The organism is Winogradskyella sp. HaHa_3_26, from assembly GCF_019278425.1.
Lineage (GTDB): Bacteria > Bacteroidota > Bacteroidia > Flavobacteriales > Flavobacteriaceae > Winogradskyella > Winogradskyella undariae.
The window spans coordinates 1226437-1248616 of the sequence record NZ_CP058981.1 but is presented as its reverse complement, the minus strand read 5'-3'; the positions used below and the strand labels follow the sequence as shown (position 1 = coordinate 1248616).

Genomic DNA, 22180 nt, shown 5'->3' with positions numbered 1-22180 from the left:
AACTATGGAAGTAACCAAAAAAGTTTCAATGGGTAAAAAGATTGCCTTTGGATTGGGTATGTTGGCAAATCAAATGTTTCCTGCGGCTTTAGGTATTTTCATGGTAGTTTTGGTAAAGGATCTCGGTTTTCCTACTTGGATGTGGGGAGTTTTGTATTTTTTACCGCGTATTTTCGATTCTATTACAGATCCTATAATGGGGTTTATTTCGGATAATACAAAATCTAGATGGGGAAGAAGACGTCATTATGTGTTTATAGGAGCAATAATAATGGGGATTTCTTTTGCCTTTATGTGGCAATTACATAGAGAAAATACTCTCGATTATAATTTTTGGTACTACCTTATTTGGTCCTTAATTTTTTACTTAGGATTAACCATATTTAGTGTTCCTTACGTAGCAATGGGTTACGAAATGAGTGATGACTTTCATGAACGTACAAGTATTATGGCTGTTTCTCAGTGGATAGGACAATGGGCTTGGGTTTTAGCACCTTGGTTATGGGTGGTTATGTATGATCCTGCATGGTTTGAATCTGGTGATGTGGCAACTAGAACTTTAGCTATTTGGGTAGCTGTTATTTGTGCACTTTTAGCAATGGTTCCTGCTTTATTTATTAAAGATGAATCAACGCTTCATGACGATAGTTTAGTGCCATTGACTATAAGAAACATTGGTAGTAGTCTAAATCAAATCGTTACAGGATTTAAAGAAGCTTTTAGAATAGTGCAATTTAGAAAGTTATGTATTTCTACCTTTTTTATATATAATGCTTTTAACACTGTAGCTGCATTTTCATTTTTTATAATTGTTTATTATTTGTTTGATGGTGATGCAGGAAAAGCATGGATTTGGCCTACGTTGTTTGGTAGTGTTGGTGCTTTGGTTACGACCTTTATGGTTATTCCTGTGGTAGCTAAGTTATCTAAAACTTTAGGGAAGAAAAATGCTTTTTTGATTTCTCAAGGTATATCTATTGTTGGTTATATATTACTTTGGTTTCTTTTTGTTCCTGGAAAACCGTACTTGTTTTTAATTGCCTTGCCTTTCTTTTCTTTTGGTATTGGAGGTTTGTTTACAATTATGATGTCGATGACGGCTGATGTTTGTGACTTAGATGAGCTAAATTTTGGGCATAGACGTGAAGGGATTTTTGGAGCTATATATTGGTGGATGGTAAAATTCGGATTTGCTATTGCAGGAGGCTTAAGTGGTTTAATAATGTATTTAGTAGATTTTACACCAGATGCGCTAACACAACCTGAAGGAGCAGTGGAAGGTTTACGATTTTTCTTTTCGGCACTTCCTATATTGGGTACCGCTATTGCAATGTATGTAATGAGAGATTATGATCTTACAGAAGAGCGTTCACTAGAAATTAAACAAGAGTTAAATAACAGAAAGATTAAAAAGAAAATAAATGCTTTTGTTTCTCCTTATGAAGTTAATGGGGATAATATGGCGTCTATTTTAAATAATGAAATACACTTAAAAGCTTATAAAGCAATTGATTTTACAGATAAAACGGTTGAGGATCTTAAATCGCTTTATCGAAATACATTAAATCATAAGTTACATGGTTTGTGTTTTAGTCCTTATGTGGAAGGACAAAATACGGATGATATTTTATCGGAGTCTCAAATTAAAAGACGTATGGGTATTATTACACCGTATACAACTTGGATACGCTCTTTTTCTTGTACAGAAGGAAATGAATTAATACCTAAAGTAGCACATAATAAAGGTTTAAAATCTATGGTTGGTGCATGGATTAGTAATGATAAAGATAGAAATGAAAGGGAGATTAAACGTCTTGTTACATTGGCAAAAGAAGGTTATGTAGATATTGTAGTTGTAGGGAATGAAGTTTTACTTCGTAATGAAATTTCGGAAGATGAATTAATAGCATATATAAATAGGGTTAGAAAAGAGTTATCCGGTTTTAATAATGTACAAATAGGTTATGCCGATACTTATTACGAATATTACAAACATCCCAGATTAGTAGATGCTGTAGATGTAGTTTTAGCAAACTGTTATCCTTTTTGGGAAGGTTATAGTATAGAAGATGCTTTTCAACATTTAAGACAGATGTATGCAATTACACAAATAGTAGCTAAAGATAAAAAAGTTATTATAACAGAAACAGGATGGCCAAGTCAAGGACAAACGGTAGAAGATGCTCATCCGTCGCAAGTAAATGCAATGAAGTATTTTGTGCAAACTCAAGAATGGGCCAAAAAAGAAGGCATTGATATTTTTCATTTTTCTTCTTTTGATGAATCATGGAAAATAGGAACGGAAGGAGATGTTGGTGCTTCTTGGGGGATTTGGAATAAAAAAGAAAAACGTAAGGTGTAATTATTTCAACTTCAGTTAATTATTACCACTACTTTACCACTACAAGCTAATTATTAGTGGAAATAGAGCTTATAAAAATATTATGTAAAATACTGATTTTAAGAATGTTATGTATTTATGCTTTGTAATAGAAATAGGTGCCTATTTGTATATTTTAAGTAGTGTTAAAATTGTGTAATACTTAAAAAATATTGCGTAATTTTATTAATATCATAAAAATAATCTATTTAAATAGTATTTTCAACAAAAATTAACAAATAAACAAAAACAATGATTATGAAAAAATTTACTTTTTTATTTATGCTATTGGCAGTAACATTTGGGTTCGCCCAAACGCCAACAGATAATGCGGGAACTCCTCCAGCAAGAGAGACCGCAGATGTGATTTCTATATTCAGTGATGCGTATACAGATGTTTCGGGAACAGATTTTAATCCAAATTGGGGACAACCTGGTTTTAGTGTAGCAAATACTGCTTTTGACCCTGGTACAGGTAACTTAGTGTTAGCATATCCAAGTTTTAATTATCAAGGAGTTCAGTTTGGAAGTGCTCAAAATATTTCAGCTATGGAATATTTACATGTAGATATTTGGATAAATGGGGCATTTAATCCTAATGTATTTGTAATTAGTTCAGGAGTAGAAATTGCTCATCCAATAACAAATGCAGGATCAGGCACATGGACAAGCGTTGATATTCCTGTATCAGGAATTACTGGAGACATATCAAATACTATTCAATTTAAGTTTGACAATGGTAATGGAACTACTGACGGTATTTATGTAGATAACTTATATTTTTGGAAAAATCCAACTGTAGCTGGATCAGACGCTACTTTAAGTGATTTACAAATTGATGCTTCTACAATTAGTGGTTTTAATTCTGGTGTTTATAATTATACTTATGGTTTAGCTCCTGGAATAACAGATATACCTCAAATTACCACTGCAACTTCAACAGATGCTGCAGCGACATCTGTAACTATAACTCAAGCTACTGTACTTCCAGGTGATGCAACTGTTGAGGTTGTTTCACAAAATGGATTGGTTACAGAAGTCTATACAGTTTCTTTTATTTTTGAAGGACCTCCTTCAGCAGCAGCAGATCCAATAGCTAGAAATGATTGGGATGTTATTTCGTTGTACAGTGATGCTTATACGGATGTTGCAAGTACTTTTGATGCAGGTTGGTGTGGATTTTCTTCGGTTCAAGAAGTTATGATTTTTGGTAACCCAACTCAAAAATACTTAAATAATGCTTGTCAAGGAATTGTATTAGACACAGCTGTAGATGCTAGTACTTTTAATACTGCTGCTGGTACTAATTTACATGTTGATGTATACATTGAAGCTGGTACTGATTTAGTTTCTTCTGTTTTTAATTTGAAACTTGTAAACCAACCAGGTGGTGCAGCTTTCGAAATTAATTTAAATGCTGGTTCTTCTCCTGCTTTAGTAGCTGGTAGTTGGATGTCAATTGATATCCCTGTTGATTTAACAACTTTTACTGGTTTTAAAGAGTTTGGAATCACTTCTAACCTTCCTAGTAAAGTTTGGTATGATAACCTATATGTATATAGAGCACCAACGGTATTAAGTACAGACGAATTTGAATTAGGAAATGTTAGTGTATATCCAAACCCAACAAATTCAGTTTGGAATGTAAAAACTAACAATCAAAACATTAGTTTAGTGCAAGTTTTTGATATCTTAGGTAAACAAGTTCTATCTTTAAATCCTAATTCTGCTGAGGTTGTAATTAATGCTTCAGAATTAAATGAAGGAATTTATCTTGCTAAGATTATATCAGCAAATGGAATTAAAACAATAAAACTGGTAAAAAACTAGTTTAAATAATTGTTAATACTAATATTAAAGAGCGTATATTATACGCTCTTTTTTATTTTAACGAAAAAGCTTAAATAATGACAACACTTAAAGAATTAGCAGCACTTTTAAATATATCGGTTTCAACAGTTTCAAAGGCACTAAATGATAGCCATGAAATTAGTGAAAAAACAAGAGTACGTGTCAAGGAATTAGCGACTAAACTAAACTATAAACCAAATAGAATAGCACAACAGCTAAAAACAAACAAGTCTAAAACGATTGGTGTTATTCTTCCAACGGTTACAAATCCTTTTTTCGCAGAAGTATTGCACGGTATAGAAATGGAATCTACCCGAAGTGGTTATGATATTATTGTTTGTCTTTCAAACGAAACTTTACATAAGGAAAAGCGAAGTTTAGAATTACTTGCCAATGGCAGTGTTGATGGTTTTATAATTGCCGTAGCAAGAGAGAGTCAAGTAAAGGGAGAAGTCGATCATATCATCTCTACTATAGATAGTAAGAAACCTGTTTTAATGTTTGATAGAATTGTTGAGGAGATTGAGTGTAATAAAGTTATTGTAGATGATTTTCAATCTGTATATAACGCTACTGAGCATTTAATTGTAAATGACAAAAGAAAGCATATTCTTATGGTTAGTAATATTGAAGAACTAAGCGTAGGAAAACTAAGAATTGAAGGGTATACTAAGGCTCTTAAGGATCATAATCTTGACGTTAATATTCTAAATTTAGATAATGCGCTTGATATGGATATTGAAGAAAAAATATGTAAATATTTAAAAGCGAACCCTTCAATAGACGCTATATTGTCTATTGATCATGTTACTGGAATTGTTGCCATTAATATGGCTAAAAAATTGGGTATAAAAATACCTGAAGATTTATCTGTTGTTGGTTTTGGTTATGAGCATACTCAAGTATTATCGAGTCCTAAAATTTCAATTATACATCAGAAGGCACACAAAATAGGAGAAATATCTACTAAATTATTGATAGAAAATATCAATAATGAAGATTTAGAATTGCAAACTATTATGGTGCCAAGTGAACTTAAATTAAGCGAGTCTGTTAAGTAATTATGTTATTCTTTTACTAACACTAAGGTTACTTTGTTAAAGTCAGCTGCACTATTAATTACACGTCTGTAGTCTTCATAAATAGCTACAGGTATGTGATTGGTTTTGTAATATTCATCTGCTGTGATTTTAAGAACATTATCATTTAATTCGTAAAAAGATTTAAAACTTAATATTGTTTTTCCTTTTTCAATATATTCATTATCAAAGTTAATATCTTCTAAGTTTGCAATGGTATATCCTTTAGGGATCTTAATGTTTATTGTTCTTTCGTAAGTACGTTTAAATTCATTTTCTAATGGTAAAACTCTTTCGCTTTCTTGATAAAGTTCCATTTGAGATCCTATTAATGCACCAACGTTAAATAAGTACTTATTACCTGCTTTTTCTACAAAAGCATCTGATGTAAAATCGACATTAAAAATAATAGGCTTTATTCCGAATAAATCAGGGTTGTCATTATCTATTTTAGAATCATTAATAGTGACACTTTCATTTAAGTTTTTAGCAAACCCTTCTACTAACTCTTTTTTTAATTCTGGCTTAACTAAATTTATAAAAGGATGGATAAACATGCCGTAGTATCCTGACATTGCTCTACTCAATGTTATGTTTGTTGTTGAGATATCTTCTGTGTCAAAATTAACACCAATAACCATGTTGTCTTTAGATAGTGATGCATCAACAGGTTTTATAGTTTTAATTTTTCCTACAGCAGAAACAAAATCACCAACTTTAACTTGTTTAATAAAAAGGCCATAAGTATCGGTTAAGTAACCAGGAGGAAAACCGTAACGCGAATCATTTTCATTAGGCGCTAAATACTTTTTTGTTTTAGGAAAGTATATAAGGATGTCTTGTAGGTAAATGTTAGCTTCAAAATCTTTGTCAAAACGCATAAATTCTCTACTACAAGTTATCACCATATCTTGTTTTATATTCAGCTCATTAAATAAAGCGATATATAGTTTTAATAAGCCTTTATCACTTGCTACTTTATCTTTTATAATAGTTTCTAAATCGGATAATTTGGCACTACTATATTCTGCAGCATAGATTGTTGTTTTAATGTAATTTTCTATAGTTTTAATTTTTGTATCAAAATCAGCATCGTCTTTAATTTTTAGGTCTTTAATAAGATTAATAAGTGCTTTTTTAGTTTTTTTAGAGAGTTCTGCATGATAGAAGTCATACAAGTTTTGAGCAACTGAACTATATGAAGTAATATCTTTAGTATTATTGGCCGTATTGCTGTCTAAGGCATAAATTATAAATTGTCGGTTAGCAGAATAAAGCGCTTGTGTTTCGTTATCTAATTTTTTTACTTCAGAGAGTTTTAAAGACCAATGATTTTTGGTTTCAATTATAGTGTCCGTTTCAATATCTTTCAATCCATTATAACTCTTAAATTTAAAAATTAAGTTAGAAGGAGCGTAAAGGTCAAATTCAACATTTTTGTTTATATATTCATTCTGAAAACTTACACGCTTACCACTGTAAGATGGGCTTCGTTTTACGACATACATGTATTCTATAAAGCTTCCTTTTTCAATGCCTTCAAAAGCAAAATACTTATAGGTTCGTTCTGTTTCGTCATCAGTTGCTGTTAATATTTTAGAATCGTCTAGGTCTATTATTTTACCGGACGGCGTGATTACTCTAGCTTTATTTACCATTAATTCAGAGTCTGAATCGTATGGTAAATAAATTTTGTTATAATCCTCTATTGCTTCTTCAGAATTAAGATAGTAAGCTTTGTGTTCTAAATAAAACTCTACAAACTGTTGGTCTGTTGTGAAATAAAATTCTGTTGTGATTTTATCTTTAGCTGCAACTAAATTTTCGTTTGCATAAGCGCTAGAATTGTATTGCGGTGTTTTGTCCCAATCATAGCTTTCGTAAAAAGCTTGGCTATATGCTGTAGTTATTATTAAGAAGTAGGCAAGTAAACTTAATTTGATTGATTTCATGATGTGGTTTTTAGTTTAGTGCGATTTTTTTAAAACGACTGTTTCTTTATATTGCTTTTCAACTTTTTTAATAGCAGTATTAACTATTTTTTGTTCTTCGGGGGTTAACGTTATGTAATCCATTATTAACTGCTGATTATAGGTGATTTTATGGTCTTCTAATTGGTATGTAATTAGACAGCTGAAGTAATCATTTTTTAGTTCAAAATTTTCAGGGATATAATCAATACTATAATTTTCTGGGACTTCTAAAATGTTATTAAAGGTATACTCACATTTGTAGTCTACCTCAATTTCATTCTCTCTATCATCTTCAGTTTTATAATTTGTAAGAGTTCTATTCAGGTTTAGATTCACGTAAATTTCGTCATCAAGTTGTTTCACGTAATCACTAATTGTATAATCATAGTTGATCTTAAAATCTTCATCGTAGCTATACTTATTAGTTTCTTTAAAATCATTAATTATAAACTTATTATTCCCCTTTCTTAACTTTACAGTATAATAGGCTTTTAGTTCTTTTTCAGAATTATTGTATTCTAATTGATTAAAGAAGTCAATTTTATAATAACCAGATAGGGTGTTTTCGCCCTTTCCTAAGAGTTGATTTTCGTTTATCGTTAATATAGAGTTTTCTGTATAAGCGTTTGTTTTTGGTGACATAACAGGCACCGTTTCAATTTTAAATTTACCTTCACCATCACCGATTAAAGCTTCTTTTCCTTGAATAAATGAAGAAGGCATTTCTAAAGCTAAATAACGGCCCGTAGCATCTAAAAAGTAAGTTTTTCCATTCTCAGAATACGTAAGAATCATATGATTGTCTACCATTGGTGTTGGTAGTTCTGTGTATGTGTAAGGAATAGCTCTGGTTCCTATCCAAGTTAAATTACCTTTTAATCCTGCGGTTTTAAGCATTTCGAAAAGTATGCTAGAATTGTCTTTACAATCTCCATATTTTTTATTGAATACATCATTAGCTTCTCTTGGAATAAAGCCTCCTAAGGCGTATTCAAAAGCAATATATTTTATGTTTTGTTGCGTCCAATAGTATATGGCTCTTACCTTATCTAAATCCGTTTTACTGTCTTTTGTAATCTCTTTAACTAGCGATACTAGAGATTTATCTGTTGGTTGCTGATTAATATCTTTAACCATAGAAAAGTACCAGTTGTATAAGTCAGATACATTGTCTAATATTTTTACTTTTTTGTTTTCATTATTGTAAGACGTGATAATAGGAACGATGTGTGGCAGTACTTTTTTATACGTTGGAACATTGCTCTCATATTTAATTTCGTTCACATTTTTAATTTCCCAAGTATAGATGTTTGAACTGCGTTTCTCTTCTTTTTTAAAATTAATATCATAACCTTCAGTATTAAATTCTAGAAATTTAAAGTTGAATTCTTTATCAGCAACTAAGGTGACTTTTTTTGTTTTAATAGGGTAGAAGTTGCCAAAATAAATAGGACTTAAGAATCTTGGATTTTTTACAATTTCGGTATACTCTAATTTTGTTTTACCACCTTGGGCTAAGTTTGAGTAGATGAAATTAAGTGATTTTGTATCGTCATGAAAAGAATCACCCATTTCATCTTTTTCAATAAAATTTTCAACCTTATAAGATTTGTATTTTCCATCTTTAAATTGATAAGATGTTGCCTCCACAGATTCTAGTTCAAAAAATGAAGAAAAGTCTAATGATTTTTTAGAACCATATGTAGCTGTATCATCTAAATAAAGGTCTTCTTCAATGAAATGTTGTTTTATTTCTACTTCATTATCTTTTAATTTGATAGAAATATTTATTTCATCCATTAACCTAACAAAAGTAGATTCTGGGTATTTATCTTTTAAGATCTTAAATTCCTCTGAATGCTGTGCTTGAGCAAACAAAAAAGAGCTTACTAATAAAATTATAAAACTGAATTGCTTCGTTTTATTTTGTTTCTGATTTATAGATTGAATCATTGAAATAGTAATCTGTTTTAGTTAATTGACCTGCTTCATTGTAATATTTACGCTCACCATGTAAATCTCCTGTGATATAATTAGCAGATTCTTTTAAGTTACCATTTTGGTAATTAGATACAAGTAGACCTTGTACTTCTCCGTGATTGTAATTTATTTTTCTCTTAACGGTACCATTTTCATAGTATTCTATATCTGCACCATGAGACTCATCGTTTACATAGAATAATTCATTTTCTAAAACACCAGAATAATAATATGCTAAATATGAACCTGTAAGTTGACCGTTAAGGTATTCCATTGTTCTCGATGGTTTTCCATTGTCAAAATAGGCTTCAATTTTCCCTGTTTCATTAACTAAAGGAATCATTTCTTTTTCTTTGCCAGATGTATCTAAATAAGAATAACCGATAAGTGTACCATAATCATAAAACCTTATAAGTTGTAGTTTACCTTTAGGACTGTAAAATTCATTACGTCCATGTAGGTCTCCGTTCAGGTAGTTTGTTTTTTTATAAATAACGCCATCTTCATGGAAGGTAATCCATTCTCCATTTTTAATGCCATAATCGTAAGTCATATCATCATCAATCTGTCCGTTTTCAAAGTAACGATACGATTTACCATTCTCATTTCCGTTAACATAGGTTTCTGTATATCTTACACTTCCATCAGGGAAATACCAAGTCCATTCGCCGTCAATCGAATTATTTAAATAAGACCCCGTTGCATATACGGTTCCATCAAGGGCATAACTTTTATAATTACCATGTTTAACTCCATTTACATAGTCAATCTCCATCTCTTTGTTACCATTATAATTGTTTACAGTTAGAGTTCTAGTGTTTTCTGATTTATAATCTATAGTCTGATTGATTTCGTTTTTATGATTGTAGATAATTTCCTTTGTTAATTTTCCATAGGTATAAAATGTTTCTCTCGTTAGATCTCCATTTACACCAAATTCTTGTTGTTTACCATGGTATTGATCATTGTGATAAAAACTAATATCTATAAGATTACCATCGGTATTGTAATATCTCCATTCGCCGTTGCGGTAACCATCTTTATTCCATCCTTGGGTTTGTAGTTTTCCATTGTCATGAAATGCTTTAAAATACCCCATTAAATTTCCGTCTTTATATTCAGAAATACTTTCAGTATTGCCACTTATGTAATACGTTTTGTGAATGCCAATCGGGAGGTTGTCTTTGTATTCTCCTTCTTCGGAGCGTGTTCCATTTTCTTTAAAGAATTTCCAATTTCCCATTTTTCCACCTTTAATGTCGTAATTTCCTTCAGACATTATGTTTCCGTTGGCGTGGAGTCCTTTAAAATAGAATTCACCTCCTTTTTTTCTGTTTTCAGTTATTATATTTCCTGTTTTGTCATAATATCTATATCCAATAAATTCACCACGTTTATAATCAAACTCATAGTGTAATGTACCGTCCTTATCGTAATTTTTAGAAGTGCCGGTTTGATTACCTTCGTCATATTCAATTTCCGTTTCTATATTTCCGTTTCTATAATAAATTTTCCATAAACCATTAAGAACACCATCTTTATATTGCCCTTTTTGATTTATTTGTCCATTAGAATGGTACATTGTGTAAGGGCCATTAAGAACACTATTGACATAAGTGGCTTCTAATGATTTTTGTTTATTGATATAGTATTGAGTTTCTATGCCATTACGTTCTCCATTTTTAAATTGGATATTAGAATAAGTATTTCCATTTGCAAAAAATTCTAGAGTGTTATTCTGAGCTTCGTCATTGACGTAATCGATATCAAATTCAAGGATTTTTTCTCCAACATCGAAGTATTCCAAGTATTTACCATCTAATACATTATTCTTAAAATATTTTTTCTGTTTTAATGCTCCTGTAGCAAGGTAATAAGTGTATTCTCCATCAAATTCACCATCTTTAAAGTTAGTGTCATAATAAAGTTGACCATTGTCGTACCAAGATTTGTTTTCACCATTTAGGATGTCTTTAGCATAAACGGCAGTTTCTTTTAATTTTCCATTTTCGTGATACCAAGACCAGTTTCCTTCGCGTTCTCCTTTATCATTATAATTTCCTTTTCCTGATATTTTTCCGTTTTCATCGTAAAAAATCCATTCTCCAATTGATAATTCACCATCCATTTGTCCTTGGGCTTGAAGGATGAGATTCGAGTAATAATTATTAATATTTTTTAACTCACCATTTAGCGTTACTTGCTGTGGAGCCATTACATCATATAATTTTGTAATTAAAAGGCTTAAGAAGTTGGTAATATCATCCTCTTTTTTTGTGACGAGTTTTTTATATTTTTCATTTTTAATGGAATATGCTAATGTGTATATAAAATTATCGAATTGTTCATTTTCTTTAATCCATTTAAAAACGGGTACATAGTGAAGATCCCAAAAACCACCATTACCTTCAAAATTATCAAGCTGTTCTAACATGGCATGGTTTTGTTTTACCAATGCGATATCAATTTCATTATCAACTTTGTATTTTCCGTTTAAAGCAATTCTATTATCAAGAATAAGATCTATATTTTCAAAAGCATCATCATCTTCAGAAATAGTTAAATCTTCATTTCTTTCATTTTCATTTTTACTCGAAATAATTTCGTTGAGGTATTTTAATAGTGCAAATGCACGCTCAGAGTCTGGCTCAACTAATATTGCCATGTTGTAAGCCATTAAAGCCTGAGTTGTTAGATTTTGTTCGTAACATAAATTCCCTAAATTTAAATGTGCATTTCTATAAAGTGGGCTTATTGAAATTACTTTTTTATAGGCTTCAATAGCCTTAGGAATATCATTGAGTTTTTCATAAACGGAAGCCTTATTGAACCATAATTTATGATTGGCAGGGAATAGTTGAAGAGCCTCATTATATAACGATAATGCTTCTTGGTATTTTTCTAATTGCTCCAGAGCAACACCTTTATTGATGTAGAAAAATAAGTTAATGCCACTATCATTGTCTAGAGATAGACCTTCGTTTGTTACGTTAATGGCCTCTTTGTAATTTTTTTGTTGAATTAAATAATAAGATTTCGAAGTTAAAACACTAGCGTATGTAGAGTCATTTTTGTTTATCTTATTTAGAGATTCTATGAGAGAATCATAGTCTTTGTTTTCTGCGAATTTTAAAACTTCAGCTGAGATGTCGTCATAATTGACATAGGGGATTTTTTCTTGAGAAATTAAGGTTAAGTTGAAAAGTAAAAAGGTAATTAGGTAGATGTTTTTCATTGAGATAGAGCTTATTATTAATGGAAGCAATATAACAATACCTAAGTTAAAAGCACAAAAAAAAGCCTGATTTTCATCAGGCTTTTTTCTTTTATAAGTCTAAGCTTATTATAGACCTTTAATTTTATCAGCCGCTTTAGTTTTAGCGTCAGTACCAGCTTTTTTAGCATCTTCTACAGCTGTATTTCCAGCTTCTTTTGCTTTATCAACAGCATCACTACCTGTTTGTTTAGCGTTTTCAAGAGCATCACTTCCAGTTTTTTTAGCATCGCTAATCGTTTCATTTACGTCATCAGACATAGATTCAGCTCCTTCTTCAATACTATCAGCAGCATCACTTGCAGCTTTAGTAACATCATCTATAGCTTCGCTAGAAGATTCTGCAGCATCGTCTACAGCTTCATCGATAGCATCACCTGCTTCGTCAATAGCCTCACCTGCTTCATCCATTGCGTTATCAATTTTGTCTTCAGTTTTTTCTTTTGTATCTCTACAAGATGTAAATGATAACCCTAAAACAGCAACTAGTGCTAAACTTAATACAACTCTTTTCATTTTAATAGTTTTTATGTTAATAAATGTTAAAATACGAAAATAATAATTAATGCGAATTATTAATTGGTTTTATAGATTAATTCGACATATATCATTCATACATACGGATGTAATTATGAATTTGGATGTTGGTAACGTTAATTATTTTTTTAATACTAAAATTATAAACCTATTTATCTATAATAATTCTCTTGTGAGATTCATGAAGGTCTGCAATTTTTATAAATTTTAAGTAGAAGAATTCGATTCATAATCAATTCAAATACGCCATAATTTTATGCACAGCACCTTTGTTAGATTCTATATAAGATTTCGTAATCTGCCCTTGTGTTTTTCTTAAAACATCATCTGTTAATAAAGCATTGAGTGTAGAGCCAAAAACAGTAGAATTTTCTAAACTAGTTACACCTCTTAAGTCAATAAGTGCTTTAGCTTCTGGGAATTTCTCGTAATTTTCACCAATAAGAATCGGAATGCCAAAAACAGCTGGTTCTAATATATTGTGAAGTCCTGTTGTGCCAGCTCCACCACCAACATAAGCAATATCTGCATAGCTATAAACTTTGCTTAGATAGCCAATAGTATCAAGAATAAATACGTTGAAATTTGCTAAATTATCTTCGGGTTTTAATTCTGAAAAACAAATAGTCTTTACTTTTAATTGTGATTTTAAAGAAGAAATATAGCTCGGTTTCATATTATGGGGTGCTATAATAAATTTTACTTCAGAATTTGTTGTTTCATTAATATAGCCTAAATATAATTTGTCGTCTTCTGGCCAACTACTACCAAAAACGACACATAAATTATCGTTTTTAAACCTTTCAATAAACGAAACCGAATTATCAACTTTTAGCTGGTTAGAAACTCTGTCAAATCTAGTATCTCCAGAAACGGAAACTGAATTATAATTAATGCTTTCAAGTAATGTTTTCGAATTTTCATTTTGAGTAAAAATATGTTTGAAGGCAAATAATGCAGATTTTACGTAGCTGCCATACCATTTAAAGAATGCTTGATCTTTTCTGAATACAGCAGAAATAAGAATAGCATTTAAGTTGCGTTTTTTTACTTCGTTTAAGAAATTTGGCCAGATTTCATACTTCACAAATAGTATGTAATCAGGATTAACTAAGTCTAAAAAATGTTTAGCATTTGCAGAAGTGTCAAGCGGAAGGTAAACCACAACATCTGCAATTTTAGAGTTTTTTCGAATTTCATAACCCGATGGTGAGAAAAAAGATAAGACTACTTTATAATCCGGATGCTTCACTTTTAAAGCTTCAAAAACAGGTAAGCCTTGTTCGTATTCTCCTAATGATGCGCAGTGAAACCAAAATGTTTTATTTTCAGGGTTAATCGCATTTTTAAGCTTTAAGAAGGTGTTTTTTCGACCAACAACACCTTGCTTCAATTTAGAATTGAATAATGATAAGCATTGAATAATAAAACTTGCAATATAAATTCCTATAGAGTAGAGTAGTTTCAAAAGAAAAGATTTATGCTAAAATACATTTCTTTCAATTAATTACGTTGCTATAGCGCTTACAATTTCGTATTTTCGCTTAGAGCTTTTAGCTTGTTTATTTACACATTAAAATGTAATCTTCAGAATGAAAAAAATACAAATGGTTGACTTACAAAGTCAATATGCCAAAATTAAAGATATAATAGATCCTTCTATTCAAGAAGTAATGGATAGTGCCGCTTTTATTAATGGGCCAAAAGTTCATCAGTTTCAAAAAAATCTTGAAGACTATCTAGGTGTTAAACACGTTATTCCATGTGCAAACGGTACCGATGCGTTACAGATTGCAATGATGGGTTTGGGTTTAAAGCCAGGTGACGAGGTAATTACAGCAGATTTCACATTTGCAGCAACCGTTGAAGTTATTGCATTATTACAATTAACTCCAGTTTTAGTAGATGTAGATCCTGTAACTTTTAATATTGATGTAGAAGCAATTAAAAAAGCCATTACACCAAAAACAAAAGCAATTGTACCTGTACATTTATTTGGTTTACCAGCCGATATGGATGCAATTATGGATTTAGCCAAAGAACATAATTTATATGTTATTGAAGATAATGCGCAGGGTATTGGAGCAGAATATACCCATAAAGATGGTTCTAAAACCAAAACAGGTGCAATAGGTCATGCAGCTTCAACATCATTTTTTCCTTCTAAAAACTTAGGATGTTATGGAGATGGTGGTGCAATTTTTACAAACGACGACGAATTAGCACATAGCATTAGAGGTATTGTAAATCATGGTATGTACGAACGTTATCATCATGATGTAGTTGGTGTAAATTCTCGTTTAGATTCAATTCAAGCCGCAGTTTTAGATGCTAAATTACCACATTTAGATACTTATAATGCCGCAAGAAGAAGTACTGCTATAAAATATAATGAGGCTTTTAAAAATCATCCAAATATTGTTACACCTACTGGATTAACAGAGTGTGGTGGGATTTGTGAGACTTGTGATTGCCATGTGTTTCATCAGTATACATTAAATTTAAAAGATGTAGATAGAGATGCTTTGGTATCGCATTTGCAAGCGCAGAATATTCCTTGTGGTGTGTATTACCCAATTCCATTGCATAGACAAAAAGCTTACTTAGATGAGCGTTATAATGAAGCTGATTTTACAGTAACAAATCAGTTAGTTAAGTCGGTAATTTCTTTACCAATGCATACCGAATTAGAAGATGATCAAATTGAATTTATTACAAGTACAGTTTTAAATTTTATAGCGACAAATAAATAATATGAAATACGCGTGTTAAATTGTTTGTCACTTAAATGTGATTGATATAATGGCATGTAACTTTCAAAAGTAATATATAAAAGCACATGAAAATTTTAGTGACAGGCGGTTTAGGCTTTATTGGCTCTCATACCGTTGTAGAATTACAGAATGAAGGCTATGAGGTAGTTATTATCGATAACTTATCTAACTCTACTATTGATGTGTTAGACGGGATAACCGCAATTACCAATAAAAAACCAATTTTTGAAAAGTTGGATTTAAAGGTGAAGTCTGACGTTCAAGATTTTTTTAAACGTCATAATGATATTGTAGGAATGATTCATTTTGCAGCAAATAAGGCTGTAGGTGAAAGTGTTGTAGAACCCTTAATGTATTATGAAAATAACATAACAACATTGATTTATTTGCTTCAGGAATTGAAAGGCTTAAGCCATAAGAATTTTATTTTTAGTTCGTCTTGTACAGTTTACGGACAAGCTGATGAGTTACCAATTACTGAAAATGCTCCTGTAAAACCAGCGGAATCACCTTATGGAAATACAAAGCAGATTGGTGAAGAAATTATAAGAGATACATGTCGTGTTAATAAGGATATTAAAGCAATTGCTTTACGTTATTTTAATCCTATAGGTGCGCATCCTACAACAGAAATAGGAGAATTACCACTAGGAGTTCCTCAAAACTTAGTGCCATATATTACGCAAACAGCTATTGGTATGCGAGAACAACTTTCTGTGTTTGGTGGAGATTACCTAACTTCAGACGGAACTTGTGTTAGAGATTATATTCATGTGGTAGATTTAGCAAAAGCACATGTTTTGGCTTTACAACGTTTATTAGATGTGAAAAATGAATCTAATTATGAGTTTTTTAATCTAGGTACAGGAACAGGAAGTACTGTTTTAGAAGCCGTTCAATCTTTTGAACGTGTTTCTGGTAAAGCTTTAAATTACAAGATTGTAGATCGAAGAGAAGGAGATGTTACAGCTGCTTATGCTGAAACGTCTAAAGCCAATAATGTATTAGGTTGGAAAACAGAATTAACATTAGATGATGCGATGTCTGCAGCTTGGAAATGGGAACAAAAAATTAGAGCGAAATAAGCTTCTATTTTGTTTTTTTAAGAGATGAAATTTTAAAATCCATTACTCAAATGAGTAATGGATTTTACTTTTTAGTACTTTTTTCAATTATCGAATGTGTAATGGAGTTTAAAGTAAACTAAGAATATGCTAAGTTTATTGACTCTAACCTCTGATGTCGTAATACAATAGCTTGTTAATCAGTATTTAACATTGATTTCTTGGAGTTGGTTATCTAAAACCGTTTCTTTGCACGGAATGATAATTGAATAACATGAAATTGATTAGTATTAAAAGAGAGACCAAAATTGAAGGTCGTTTCACGAAAAAAATGGGTGCATTACAAACAAATGTCACTTACATCAAAAAACAATTTTTAAGTATCCCTTACAAAACACTTCACAAGTATCGTGAAACTTATTATGGAGAAATTAAAGATTGTGAAGACTGCCAATTGGCACGTTAATTAACAGCCTTTTCTTTTTTCTTGTTGTTAAAGATACCACTGAAAAGTAGTATAATCATACCTGTGGTTACCGAAAGGTCAGCAACATTAAAGATTCCTGTTCTAAAAATACCACCTAAGTTTATATAAAAAAAGTCAGTGACTTCGCCGAATACAATACGGTCAAAGACATTGGCTATACCTCCTCCTACAATACAACAAAAAGCAATAAGGCTCATGCGGTCTAATTCTTTTGTCTTAAGAATGTAATAGATAACATAACCTAATACAAGCGTTGGTAAGACTAATAAGAAAACCAATCTTAAAGTTGGGTTCATGTCGCTACCCATACCTAAAAAGGCACCTTTATTTTCAACCCAAATAAGTTGAAAATAGTCTTTTATAACGTTGATTTGTCCTTTTCCACCTTTAATCATTGTGGTTCTCACAATCACCTTTGATATTTGGTCAATGGCAATGTTAAATATAATAAGGAGTGTAATAAATAAATTCCTATTCAAAATCTTTAGATTTAAGCGTTGGCTTCAAAAGTAGCTGCTGCTGTTTGTGCTTCTCGATTTATTTTCTTCACCAAGCCTTGTAAAACTTTACCTGGTCCAACTTCTGTAAAAAGAGAAGCTCCATCAGTAATCATTTGTTGTACAGATTGTGTCCAACGTACAGGTGCAGTTAATTGAGAAATTAGATTGGCTTTAATTTCGTTTTCATCTGTGATTGCAGACGCTGTTACGTTTTGATATATTGGGCAATTTGGTTTACTAAAAGTCGTATTTTCTATTGCAGCTGCTAATTCTTCACGTGCAGGTTCCATTAAAGGTGAGTGAAAAGCTCCACCAACAGGTAATACTAAAGCACGTTTAGCCCCAGCTTCTTTTAAAGCTTCACAAGCTTTATTGATAGCTTCAATTTCTCCCGAAATTACTAGTTGTCCTGGGCAATTATAATTAGCAGGAACAACAATTCCTTCAATAGTTTTACAAACGTCTTCTACAACAGCATCTTCTAATCCTAAAACGGCAGCCATTGTACTAGGTTGTAATTCACAAGCTTTTTGCATCGCTTGGGCTCTTTGAGAAACTAATTTTAATCCGTCTTCAAAAGTTAAAGCACCAGCGGCAACTAGAGCAGAAAATTCTCCAAGAGAATGACCAGCAACCATATCTGGCTTAAAGCTGTCACCAAGTGTTTTTGCTAAAATTACTGAATGTAAAAAAATAGCAGGTTGTGTAACCTTTGTTTCTTTTAAGTCTTCAGCAGATCCTTCAAACATGATATCTGTAATATGAAACCCTAAAATTTTATTAGCTTTCTCAAATAATTCTTGTGCTAAAGGTGAATTTTCGTAAAGATCTAATCCCATTCCTGAGAATTGAGCACCTTGACCTGGAAATATATATGCGTTCATTTTATAACTGAATTTATGATGCGAAAATAACAATAATTTATTTAAATGACTTACATATATATGGGCTTCGATGCTTTAATTAATGTTTTTACTTAAGTGTATATTAATAGAAAATGATGCTTAATTACAAGCATCATTTTAATCTAACTTCTTATTACCTAAAGCAAGAAGTTCCCTTAATTTTATTTATTTTTTACTCTCGAGTGGTTCGTTATTTATTCAATTGTGAATTAAGTATATTAATCGATTTGTATATGAATGTTTAAACCCTGAGCTAATTGTTTAACTTTCTTTGGTGTTTATCTTTAATTATTTTTAAATTTTACCAGTTAAATTTTTACTGGAATTTTAATTAAATTTTTGAAGCATTAAAATTTGTGTTGTGATAAGTGCAACTGCCAAGGCAATAACTATAAATATTACAACTGATAAGGTGTTTTTTTTCAAAATTAAGTAGGTCTTAGTTCTAAAACAATAATAGAGTAATAATCTAGATTGAAGAAATAAATGTCGTGAAGTGAGGGGTTTTGTACGTAAATAGTATAAGTTAAATGTACTGAAATGAAGAGAGTTATCTGTTGAAATTAATAGTAAGCTTTTTTAAAAGCTTCTTTATAGGTGTTAGATACAGGTATTTTTTGTTGAGAAATATGTATAACAGATCCTTTAATACTTTCTATTTTATCAATTTTAACGGCAAAGGATCTGTGTACACGGCAAATTCCTTTTAGGTTATTTTCTTCAATAAAAGTGTCGATAGAACCTCTTTTTAAATATTTCTTTTTTACCGTATGGATTTCTATATATTTATCTGATGACATTATAAAAAGGATGTCGTCTTCTTTAACTTTATGTTGTTCATGACCAATTTTAACTGTAAAATGATTAGTGTTTTTACGATGCCTATTTAATACTATATTTAAAGTAGAGAATATAGTGGCTTCATTAAATGGTTTTAATAAGTAGCCATCTGGTGTTAGTTTAGAGGCTTCCTTTACTGTAGATGCATCAGCAAAAGAAGTGAGAAAAATAAAAGGAATTTTTAAATTGTCATTAATGAATTTGGCAATTTCAAACCCTTGATTTCTACCATGCATATTTATATCTAAAATAGCAATGTCTGGAGGATTTGTTTTTAAAGAGGTTATGGCGCTTTCGGCATTAAATGCAATATCTGTAACTTGATATTCTAGATCTTCTAAAATACCATATAATTCTTCTGAGATGAACACGTCATCATCAACAATGAGTACTTTTGATATGATTTTATCTGGCATTGAACGTAATGTTTATAGCAAATCCGTTAATGTTATTAATTTTAATGGTACCTAGTAATTGTCTAACGGACAGTGAATATATTAATTTTAAACCAAAAGATTTTGTGGTTTTTATATCAATAGTATTTGGCAGTCCTTTACCATTATCTTGGTAATAAAATTTAATTTTATCTTCTGATCTTGAAATACTAATTTCTACTTTTTTAGTACTTGTTTTATGCCAGGCGTGTTTTATGCTATTTGCAATTAATTCATGTAAAATAAAACCTAAAGATTGTGCTTGTTCTACATTTAACCATAACTCTGAGCCATGAATAATAAAATGATCATTTTGTGATTTTATGGGGTCTAACAATAATTGAACAATATCATTAAAATACTCTATGGCATCAATTTGTTGGTAGTTTCCTTTTTGATACATTTTTTGATGTATCAATTGCATTGCATCTATTCTTGTTTTGCTATCTAATAAAGATTCTTTTACTATTGTATTTTCTGTGTTTTTTGATTTTAAATATAACATAGAAGATACAACTTGCATATTGTTTTTTACACGATGGTGTACTTCTTTTAGTAAAATTTCTTTATCACTTAATGCTTCTTTAATTATTAGGTTTTTATTAGAGAGGACTATTGCAATTCTCTTTTTTTGATAATAAAAATAAGCAATACATAAGACAATTACTAAAAGAATTATTATGCTTGAAAGTGCAATATAATTTCTTAATTTATTACGTTCTTCTTTCTTGTCATATTCAAATTGCAGTAATTTAAATTCATTGACCTTATTGATACTGTCGGTTAAAGATTTTTGTTCGTATACGTCTTGTATTTCAAGCCGAATAATGTTTTTTATATCTTCTTGATCTCTGATTTTAGTACTGTAACTATTAAATTTTTTGTGGTAGTTAATAGCATTTACTAAATCTCCACGCTCTTCATAGGCTTTTGCTAGACCTTGACTTGTAAGTTTTAGCGTGTTAATATTATTCGATTTTTCAGCAATTAAGTAAGCTTTTTTAAAATGATTATAACTTTTTTTATCCTGATTTAGTGCTTTGTATATGTTTGCAGCAATAATATAAGCTTTGTCTAAATCATCTTTGATTTTTAACGTTTCAAATTGATTTATTGCAAGATTAATAGACTTAGAGGCTTTTTTAATTTCGTCTAGTTGTAAATGTGTGTTAGCTAAATTAGCTCTCACTTTTGCTTCTAATGCATAGGCGTTGCTAGTTTTAGCGACATGTAAAGCTTCTAAAAAACCAGATAAAGCTTTTTCTAGATTGTTTAATTCTAGGTTGAGTTCACCTAGTTTGTTTAAAGACTTAATTAATCTATTGTTGTTGTGAAGACGTTTGGCATAGGCTATAGCTTTAGTGTAGTTTTTTTTCGGCGGTGCTATATTCTTTAATAGTAACGTTAATGTCACCTAAGCTTTCATAAATAGAAGATTTGTATCCAATATAATGATGGATTTCACAAAAGTTTAAAACGTCTTCAAACGTTTCAATACTAAGCTTATATTTTCCTTGATATTCGTAAATTTCACCAATATTTATCTTAGCTCTTGCATATTCTACATTAAGATTGTGTTGTTTTGCGTTATCTAAACTTTTAAAATGGTAATCTAAAGCGAGTGTAGGGTTTCCTAAATTATTATTGAGATTTCCTAAATCCCCGTAAATTTTTGATATCCCGTTATACTGGTTATTTTTAATAGCGATTTCTAATCCTTCGAGTAGCGTTTTGTTAGCTTTAGTAAATTGCCCTAGCATCATTTGTGAATTCCCTAAGTAATGGTAGGCTCTAGAAATTGCTCTGTGATTTTTACTTGTTTTAGACAAAGCTAGATATTCTGAACTAAATTTGAAGCCTTGATTAAAATCTTCATAAATTGTTTTCCAACAACAATATTTAAATGAATTAAGTCTAAGTCTAATTGGGTTTTTAGTATCTGAAGCAATATTGTATGCAGAGTCTATAGCGTGCTGTTTTTGTTCATTAATTTGGCTGATTCCTTTTAATGAAAAAAATAGGACGATAAATAAATAGACAAATTTCATTTATGTTGACTTATACGAATGAAAAAATCAGAAACACACACAAATAGATTCATA

General features: G+C 30.8%; 16 protein-coding genes. 6 read left to right on the top strand and 10 right to left on the bottom strand.

All coding sequences use genetic code 11. The features are described 5' to 3' along the window. The first annotated feature begins 4 nt into the window (after positions 1-4). The 3 genes from H0I32_RS05440 (at position 5) to H0I32_RS05430 (ending at position 5292) form a co-directional block, all read left to right on the top strand. Positions 5-2362 carry an MFS transporter gene (locus H0I32_RS05440; protein ID WP_246293562.1) on the top strand — a complete coding sequence of 786 codons (2358 nt, stop codon included), beginning with the start codon at positions 5-7 and terminating at the stop codon, positions 2360-2362. 276 nt (positions 2363-2638) lie between these two features. Beyond that, positions 2639-4210: a T9SS type A sorting domain-containing protein gene (locus tag H0I32_RS05435; RefSeq protein ID WP_179312758.1), complete on the top strand. Its 1572-nt coding sequence runs from the start codon at positions 2639-2641 to the stop codon at positions 4208-4210. A 77-nt stretch (positions 4211-4287) separates the two neighbouring features. Beyond that, the gene (locus H0I32_RS05430; RefSeq protein ID WP_179312759.1) at positions 4288-5292 is read left to right on the top strand and encodes a LacI family DNA-binding transcriptional regulator; all 1005 of its coding nucleotides are present in this window, start codon (positions 4288-4290) and stop codon (positions 5290-5292) included. A gap of 5 nt (positions 5293-5297) precedes the next feature. Here the strand turns inward: H0I32_RS05430 and H0I32_RS05425 are convergent, their stop codons facing one another. From H0I32_RS05425 to H0I32_RS05405, 5 genes are all read right to left on the bottom strand, one after another. Continuing rightward, positions 5298-7262, bottom strand: coding sequence for a DUF3857 domain-containing protein (locus tag H0I32_RS05425; RefSeq protein WP_179312760.1), 1965 nt, complete (start codon positions 7260-7262; stop codon positions 5298-5300). A 15-nt stretch (positions 7263-7277) separates the two neighbouring features. Continuing rightward, a complete protein-coding gene (locus tag H0I32_RS05420) occupies positions 7278-9236 on the bottom strand; it encodes a transglutaminase-like domain-containing protein (protein WP_179312761.1) in 1959 nt (652 codons plus the stop codon). Further along, positions 9205-12498 carry a tetratricopeptide repeat protein gene (locus H0I32_RS05415; RefSeq protein ID WP_179312762.1) on the bottom strand — a complete coding sequence of 1098 codons (3294 nt, stop codon included), beginning with the start codon at positions 12496-12498 and terminating at the stop codon, positions 9205-9207. Before H0I32_RS05415 ends, H0I32_RS05420 begins: the two co-directional genes overlap by 32 nt. A gap of 108 nt (positions 12499-12606) precedes the next feature. Further along, entirely contained in the window at positions 12607-13053 is a 447-nt protein-coding gene (locus H0I32_RS05410) for a hypothetical protein (RefSeq protein ID WP_179312763.1), read from the bottom strand. Between the two features lie 253 nt (positions 13054-13306). Then, complete coding sequence (locus H0I32_RS05405; protein ID WP_179312764.1) at positions 13307-14542, bottom strand: 3-deoxy-D-manno-octulosonic acid transferase; 1236 nt, start codon at positions 14540-14542, stop codon at positions 13307-13309. 124 nt (positions 14543-14666) lie between these two features. Between H0I32_RS05405 and H0I32_RS05400 the strand changes: the two genes are divergently transcribed. The 3 genes from H0I32_RS05400 (at position 14667) to H0I32_RS05390 (ending at position 17378) form a co-directional block, all read left to right on the top strand. After that, positions 14667-15827 carry a DegT/DnrJ/EryC1/StrS family aminotransferase gene (locus H0I32_RS05400; RefSeq protein WP_173587172.1) on the top strand — a complete coding sequence of 387 codons (1161 nt, stop codon included), beginning with the start codon at positions 14667-14669 and terminating at the stop codon, positions 15825-15827. A gap of 86 nt (positions 15828-15913) precedes the next feature. Further along, positions 15914-16933, top strand: a complete 1020-nt coding sequence (gene galE, locus H0I32_RS05395) for a UDP-glucose 4-epimerase GalE (protein ID WP_179312765.1) — start codon at positions 15914-15916, stop codon at positions 16931-16933. A 253-nt stretch (positions 16934-17186) separates the two neighbouring features. Further along, the gene (locus tag H0I32_RS05390; RefSeq protein ID WP_179312766.1) at positions 17187-17378 is read left to right on the top strand and encodes a hypothetical protein; all 192 of its coding nucleotides are present in this window, start codon (positions 17187-17189) and stop codon (positions 17376-17378) included. Here the strand turns inward: H0I32_RS05390 and lspA are convergent. The 5 genes from lspA to H0I32_RS05365 all read right to left on the bottom strand — a co-directional run bounded on the left by lspA (position 17375) and on the right by H0I32_RS05365 (position 22126). Beyond that, complete coding sequence (gene lspA, locus H0I32_RS05385) at positions 17375-17878, bottom strand: signal peptidase II (RefSeq protein ID WP_218841327.1); 504 nt, start codon at positions 17876-17878, stop codon at positions 17375-17377. The two genes, H0I32_RS05390 and lspA, sit on opposite strands and share 4 nt — an antisense overlap. Before the next feature lie 11 nt (positions 17879-17889). Continuing rightward, a complete protein-coding gene (fabD, locus tag H0I32_RS05380; RefSeq protein ID WP_179312767.1) occupies positions 17890-18783 on the bottom strand; it encodes an ACP S-malonyltransferase in 894 nt (297 codons plus the stop codon). Between the two features lie 584 nt (positions 18784-19367). After that, positions 19368-20060: a LytR/AlgR family response regulator transcription factor gene (locus H0I32_RS05375; RefSeq protein ID WP_179312768.1), complete on the bottom strand. Its 693-nt coding sequence runs from the start codon at positions 20058-20060 to the stop codon at positions 19368-19370. Next, positions 20050-21492 carry a sensor histidine kinase gene (locus tag H0I32_RS05370; protein WP_179312769.1) on the bottom strand — a complete coding sequence of 481 codons (1443 nt, stop codon included), beginning with the start codon at positions 21490-21492 and terminating at the stop codon, positions 20050-20052. The genes H0I32_RS05375 and H0I32_RS05370 overlap by 11 nt, the downstream gene beginning before the upstream one ends. Further along, positions 21437-22126, bottom strand: coding sequence for a tetratricopeptide repeat protein (locus tag H0I32_RS05365; protein ID WP_179312770.1), 690 nt, complete (start codon positions 22124-22126; stop codon positions 21437-21439). Before H0I32_RS05365 ends, H0I32_RS05370 begins: the two co-directional genes overlap by 56 nt. Between the last annotated feature and the right edge of the window lie 54 nt (positions 22127-22180).